At 73.6% G+C, this 6,033-nt stretch carries 6 protein-coding genes; 3 read left to right on the forward strand and 3 right to left on the reverse strand.

Features of this window, described 5'->3' with window-relative positions:
* Positions 1-132: 132 nt before the first annotated feature.
* Together CCN72_RS31420 and CCN72_RS31425 are read right to left on the reverse strand one after the other, a co-directional pair.
* Positions 133-750: a TetR/AcrR family transcriptional regulator gene (locus CCN72_RS31420; protein WP_208638149.1), complete on the reverse strand. Its 618-nt coding sequence runs from the start codon at positions 748-750 to the stop codon at positions 133-135.
* Positions 751-754: 4 nt separating this feature from the next.
* Positions 755-1,948 carry a glutamate dehydrogenase gene (locus CCN72_RS31425; protein ID WP_086811515.1) on the reverse strand — a complete coding sequence of 398 codons (1,194 nt, stop codon included), beginning with the start codon at positions 1,946-1,948 and terminating at the stop codon, positions 755-757.
* Between the two features lie 162 nt (positions 1,949-2,110).
* Here CCN72_RS31425 and CCN72_RS31430 point away from each other — a divergent pair, with 162 nt between their 5' ends.
* Positions 2,111-3,277 (forward strand): MBL fold metallo-hydrolase, encoded by a 1,167-nt coding sequence (locus CCN72_RS31430; RefSeq protein ID WP_086811517.1) that lies wholly within the window; start codon positions 2,111-2,113, stop codon positions 3,275-3,277.
* Positions 3,278-3,329: 52 nt separating this feature from the next.
* Here the strand turns inward: CCN72_RS31430 and CCN72_RS31435 are convergent, their stop codons facing one another.
* The gene (locus tag CCN72_RS31435) at positions 3,330-3,998 is read right to left on the reverse strand and encodes a TetR/AcrR family transcriptional regulator (RefSeq protein WP_086811519.1); all 669 of its coding nucleotides are present in this window, start codon (positions 3,996-3,998) and stop codon (positions 3,330-3,332) included.
* A 98-nt stretch (positions 3,999-4,096) separates the two neighbouring features.
* Here CCN72_RS31435 and CCN72_RS31440 point away from each other — a divergent pair, with 98 nt between their 5' ends.
* Positions 4,097-4,510, forward strand: coding sequence for a cupin domain-containing protein (locus tag CCN72_RS31440; RefSeq protein ID WP_086811522.1), 414 nt, complete (start codon positions 4,097-4,099; stop codon positions 4,508-4,510).
* Positions 4,511-4,831: 321 nt separating this feature from the next.
* A partial coding sequence (locus CCN72_RS31445) for an ATP-binding protein (protein WP_143664261.1) occupies positions 4,832-6,033 on the forward strand: 1,202 nt, incomplete at its 3' end.

Here is a 6,033-nt window from a genome sequence, read left to right on the forward strand (position 1 = left end):
GCACCGCCGCTCCGGCGCCGCCGCCCACGACCGGGCGTCCGCGCGGAGTGACCGCGAGCGGCCGGGCTCCGGGGCCGACCCGGCCGGCGTGACCAGGCACCCGGCCGAACCCGTCCCGCCGGGCCCGCCCTCTCAGGCCCGCCCCGTCAACCGCTCCCGCGCCACGCCCAGTTCCCGGGCCAGCGCCTCGTCCACCCACTCCTGCGCCCGCGCCCGCGGCACCGCGCCCGGGTACGAGGTCAGCTGGACGGCGAGGCCGTCGAGGAGGGCGGTCAGGCGCAGGGCCGCGGCCTGCGGGTCGGGGCAGCTGAACTCGCCGTCGCTGACGCCCTCGGCGATGACCTCGGCGAGGGCCGCCTTCCACCGGCGGTCCAGATCGCGGGTGACCTCGCGCAGCGCGGGCTCGCGCAGGGCGACGGCCCAGCCCTCGATCCACAGCCGCCAGCCCTTGGCCTGACCGGTCGGCGCGTACCAGCGCACCGCGGCCCGCAGCCGGCGCAGCGCGGTCGTCCGCCGCCCGAGCAGCTTGCGCAGACGCGCGAGATCGTCCTCGGCGGCGTGCGCGAACGCGGCGGCGACCAGCTTCTCCTTGGTCGAGAAGTGATACAGCACCAGCGCGTTGCTCACCCCGAGCGCGGCCGCCACATCGGCGATCCGGACCGCCGCCACGCCCCGCGCCTCGATCTGCTCGACGGCGGCCCGCAGCAGCTCCCCCTGCCGCTCGGCCACGCTCAACCGCACTCTTGCCACCCGGTCACCCTAGTGCGTCACGCCGATACGACCCGAACCGCTCCGCCAGCACCGGCAGCCGGTCGGCCACCACGGCGTGGGCCGCCGCGCGGGGTGTCGTACCGTCGCGCTCCGCCCGGTCGAGGGTCAGGGTGAGCAGGGCGCGCATCGCGCGGCGGACACGGGCGAACGCCTCGTCCGCGGTGGCGCCGATGTCGCCGAACAGGGTCCACCACCACCAGGCGTTCGTCGCCGAGTTGACCACCACGTCCGGCAGCACGGTCACCCCGCGCGCGGCCAGCAGCGCCTCCGCCTCGGGCAGCACCGGCATATTGGCGGCCTCCGCGATCCAACGGGCCCTGATCCGGGCCTGGTTCGCGGGGGTGATGGCGTACGACACGGCCGCGGGCACCAGTACCTCCGCGTCCGCCGCCGACCAGGCGGCACCGGGCAGCCGGCGGTCGGCGGGGCGCAGTGCGGAGCGGTCGACGGTGCCGTAGCCGTCCCGCGCGGCGAGCAGCGCCTCGACGTCGAGGCCGTCCGGGTTGGCGATCGTCCCCTCGACATCGGCGACCGCGACCACGCTCAGACCCGCCCGGGCGAGGAAGCGCGCCGTCGCCCCGCCCATGGTGCCCAGCCCCTGTACGGCGACCCGCGTCCCCCGGTACGGCACCCCCGCGCGGTCCAGCGCGGTCAGCACCGACTCGGCCACCCCGCATCCCCCGGCCAGCTCGTCCAGGCCGATGCCGTCCACCTCGACGGCGAAGGCGTCCGCGAGCCGTGCCCGGGCCGCCGTCTCGTCGTCCAGCAGCGGATACACCGCCTGCACGGTGGAGACCAGGCCCGCCTCGGCCGCCGCCCGGTCCACCAGGTCCTGGGTGAGACCCAGATCCTCACCGGTCGTCCAGCAGCTCTCGACGTACGGCCGCACCGCGCGCAGATAGCGCACCAGCAGCCCGTACGCCGCCGGGTCGCGCGGGTCGCAGTCGATGCCGCCCTTCGCGCCGCCGAGGGGGACGTAGCGGCTCTCGGGGTCGTAGTGCAGGGCCTCCTTCATGGTCATGCCCCGGGCCAGTCCCGTCACCTCCTCCAACGTGCAGCCGGGGCGCATCCGCAGCCCGCCGCTGGACACGCCCCGCACCAGCCGGTCCACGACGAGGAAGCCCCGCCGGCCGGTGACATGGTCGGTCCAGGTGAGGGAGATCAAGGGGGCGGTCATCGGCGCTTCCTCGGAGTCGGCATTACTGAATGCCGAGTCAGTATTGGGGGAGGTGCCGCGATCGTCAACGTACTGAATCATCATTCAGTAGTACCGGGCCGTTCCCGGGTTGTCGGACAGGCCGACCATAATGGAGGGCCCAGCACTCAACCGGGAGGTACTGTGACCGGTCCGCGTTCCTCGACCTCAGGGCCCCGTGTGCCGCGTCCGGCGGCCTTCGGTGTGGACCCGGGCGGTGAGCGCCTGGCACGCATCCGCCGCTCCCCGCACTTCAAGGACGGCGTCTTCCAGAACCCCGGCGGCCCCGCGCGTACCCGGCCCTCCGGCTCCACGCTGGACTTCGCGAAGGTCTTCTTCGACAAGGAGACCCGGCCGCTGCGCGCCCCCCGGGGCACGGTGCCGGTGCACCCCACGACCTTCGCCGACCTCGCCCGGCCGCCCGCCACGGGCCTGCGGCTGACCTGGATGGGGCACTCCGGTGTGCTCGCCGAGATCGACGGCCACCGGGTGCTGTTCGACCCGGTGTGGGGCGAGCGCTGCTCCCCGTTCCCCTTCGCCGGGCCCAAGCGGCTGCACCCCGTGCCGCTGCCGCTCGCCGCGCTCGGGGACGTCGACGTGGTGGTGATCTCCCACGACCACTACGACCACCTCGACCTGCCCACCATCAAGGCGCTGGCCGGCACCGACACCGTCTTCGCGGTGCCGCTCGGCGTCGGCGCCCACCTCGAACACTGGGGCGTCAGCCCGGACCGGCTGCGCGAACTGGACTGGCGCGAGTCGGCCCGGGTCGGCGGGATCACCCTCACCGCCACCCCGGCCCGCCATTTCTGCGGCCGCGGCCTGCGCAACACCCAGCACACCCTGTGGGCCTCCTGGGTCGTCGCCGGTGAGGAGCACCGGATCTACCACAGCGGGGACACCGGCTACTTCGACGGCTTCCAGGACATCGGCGCCGCCCACGGCCCGTTCGACGCCACGATGGTGCAGATCGGGGCGTACAGCGAGTTCTGGCCGGACATCCATATGCGTCCCGACGAAGGCCTGCGCGCCCATCTGGACCTCCAGGGCGGCGCCCCGCACGGTGTGCTGCTCCCGATCCACTGGGGCACCTTCAATCTCGCCCCGCACCCGTGGGCCGAGCCGGGGGAGTGGACCAAGGAGGTCGCCGAGGAGGCCGGTCAGGCGGTCGCCCTGCCGCGCCCGGGCGAGCCCTTCGAGCCCGCCGGGAAGCTCCCGGCCGAGGCCTGGTGGCGAGGCGTGTCCGGCGAGGTCCGCCGCACCTGGCGCTCGGTCGGCGCCCTGGTCGCGGAGCCGCCGAAGCGCGGCTGAGACACATTTCCCGGGGTCTCAGCCGCTCCCGGTCTCAGTCGCTCTCGGGGTCTCAGCCGCGCCCGGTGAGACCCTCCACCAGGGCCCGCAGGCCGTCGAGATAGGTGTCCTCGGCGGTCAACGGGCCCCAGGCGTCGGCGAGTCCGGCGAGCCGGGGCAGTTCGCCCGGGGCGAGGTCGGTGAAGACCTGCTCCCGGTAGGTGGGGCGGTCGTCGTCCGCGCGCCGGCGGTCCGCCGCCGTACGGACCACGATCTCCCCGGCGGTGTAGTACCAGATCGCGCGGTATCCATGGACGGCCCGCTCGGGCGTCAGACCGCAGGCGACGAACCCGTCGACGATCTGCTCGACGAACCACAGCGCCGAGGCGGACAGCAGATCGTCCGCGGTCAGCACCTCCACGATCCAGGGACAGTCGGCGAGCGCCCGGTGGATCGCCGCGGCGGCGGTGACGATCCGCTCGCGCGGCTCGGCGGGCATCGCGGTCCGGCGCAGCGTCCGCGCCGCGTGGTCGTCCAGCAGCAGGACGAGCAACTCCTCCTTGTTGCGGACATGGTGGTAGAGCGCCATCGGCGTACTGCCGACCTCCGTGGCCAGCCGCCGCATGGTGAGCCGCTCCACACCCTCCTCGGCCACGATCCGGCGGGCCGCCCCGACGACCTCCTCGCGGGTGAAGCGGGGAGGTCGGCCAGGGTTTCTGCGCGGTGCGGACGGCTGCGGCATGCCCTCATCATCCCTCACGGGTCGACAGCGGCGGTGCGTCGGGACTAGTTTTCGTACACGTATAGAAAACCAGAGCGCCGACTGGAAGGAACCCCCTCATGACGACGACACCCCTCGCCCCCGTCGACCTGTTCGCCGCCGCGCTGCACATCGGCCGGGACGGCCAGGTCGTGGCTTCCGAACGGCGGATGGCGGCCGCCCCCGGCTCCTGGCATCTCGCGGCGTTCCACGCGGAGACGGACGCCGATGTGCACGCCGACCACTGGGAGATGCATCCGGAGGCCGACGAGGCGGTGTGCTGCCTGACCGGCGCCGTCCGCCTCCACTTCCGGCCCACCGAACCGGGCGGTGCCGAGGAGACGGTACGGCTGCGGGCGGGCTCCGCGGTGATCGTGCCCCGTGGCCGCTGGCACCGGGTGCGGCTGGACGCCCCCAGCGATCTGATGTCGCTCACCCTGCGCCAGGGCACGCGACACGAGCGCATCGAAGGCCAAGGGGAACACGCTGAGTGATATTCGCGAATGCCTGGGAGTGGGATCGCGCGCGGTCGGATGAGGGGTGAATGACGCCGGGCGGGCGTGAGTCGAGGTTTGGGGCGGGGGGTCGACCCTCCCGTCCCACCTGCTCTTTCTGACCGCTTTTGATCGGAACTTATCGATCTTTTTCGACCCGATCGGAGCACACGCGGCCCGGTTATCGGGCTTTCGTACGGAGCCTCATACCAGAGCGGGACGCTGGGCGGGGGAGTTTGGCAACTGCCCCTCGCACATGAGCCGGAGGCGACTACCGTGAGTGTCCGACCCCAGGCCCGACGGACCAGTACGAGGACGCAGATGTCTCACCTTCGCGCACCGGGCACCCGTGCCGACCGCCGGGAGGGCGGGCGGCACGGGCGGCCGGTCGCCCGACCCGCTCCCGCACTGCCCGAGACGCACATACGGCCCCAGCTGATGCGGCTCGCCGTGCTGCCCCCGCTCGCGGTCGCCCTCGGCGCCACCGCCGCCGTGCTGTTCACCATCCGCTCCACCGGCGCCCGCACCGGCCCCGTCCTGTGGGCCGTGCTCGGCGGCGCGGTCACCGTGGCCGTCGCGGGCATCCTGATCGCCGCCGTGGCCGCCGACCGGGCCGCCCGCGGGGTCGCCGAGCGCATCGACGCGCTGCGCCGCACCGCCGCCCGGGGCGAGGCCGACCTGCATGAACTCGTGGACGCCCTGCGCCAGGGGGAGGCACCGCCGCAGCGCCCGTCCCGCCGCCGGGCGCCCACCGACGCCGACGACTTCGAACTGCTCGCCGCCGATCTGGCCCGCGCGCACGAGGGCGCCACCGCCGCCGTCGTACGGGCCGCCCAGCTCTCCAGCCACGCGGGCAGCGAGCAGAAGCTGGAGGTCTTCGTCAACCTCGCGCGCAGGCTCCAGTCCCTCGTGCACCGCGAGATCTCCATCCTGGACGACCTGGAACACGAGATCGAGGACCCCGACCTGCTCAAGGGCCTCTTCCACGTGGACCACCTGGCCACCCGCATCCGGCGGCACGCCGAGAACCTCGCCGTGCTCGGCGGCGCCGTCTCCCGGCGCCAGTGGAGCAACCCGGTGAGCATGACCGAGGTGCTGCGCTCCGCCATCGCCGAGGTCGAGCAGTACTCCCGGGTCAAACTGGTGCCCCCGATCGAGGGCGAACTGCGCGGCCACGCCGTCGCCGACGTCATCCACCTGCTCGCCGAACTCATCGAGAACGCCACGGTGTTCTCCGCCCCCGGCACCCAGGTGCTGCTGCGCGCGGGCCTCGTCACCTCCGGGCTCGCCGTCGAGGTCGAGGACCGCGGACTCGGCATGCCCGTCGGCGAACAGACCCGGATGAACGCCCTGTTGGCCGACCCCGACCAGGTCAACGTCGCCAGCCTGCTGGCCGACGGCCGCATCGGCCTCTACGTCGTCTCCCAGCTCGCCCGCCGGCACGGCATCGGCGTACGGCTCCAGAGCAACATCTACGGCGGGGTCCCCAACAGGGCCTCGGGTACGACGAGTACGGCCTGGAC

It is taken from the genome of Streptomyces murinus (assembly GCF_002154555.1).
Classification (GTDB): domain Bacteria; phylum Actinomycetota; class Actinomycetes; order Streptomycetales; family Streptomycetaceae; genus Streptomyces; species Streptomyces murinus.

Excerpts from the sequence above, each read along its gene's own strand:
- CCN72_RS31435 (WP_086811519.1), bottom strand. The coding sequence starts at position 3,998 with ATGCCGCAGCCGTCCGCACCGCGCAGAAACCCTGGCCGACCTCCCCGC.
- CCN72_RS31440 (WP_086811522.1), top strand. The coding sequence starts at position 4,097 with ATGACGACGACACCCCTCGCCCCCGTCGACCTGTTCGCCGCCGCGCTG.
- CCN72_RS31425 (WP_086811515.1), bottom strand. The coding sequence starts at position 1,948 with ATGACCGCCCCCTTGATCTCCCTCACCTGGACCGACCATGTCACCGGC.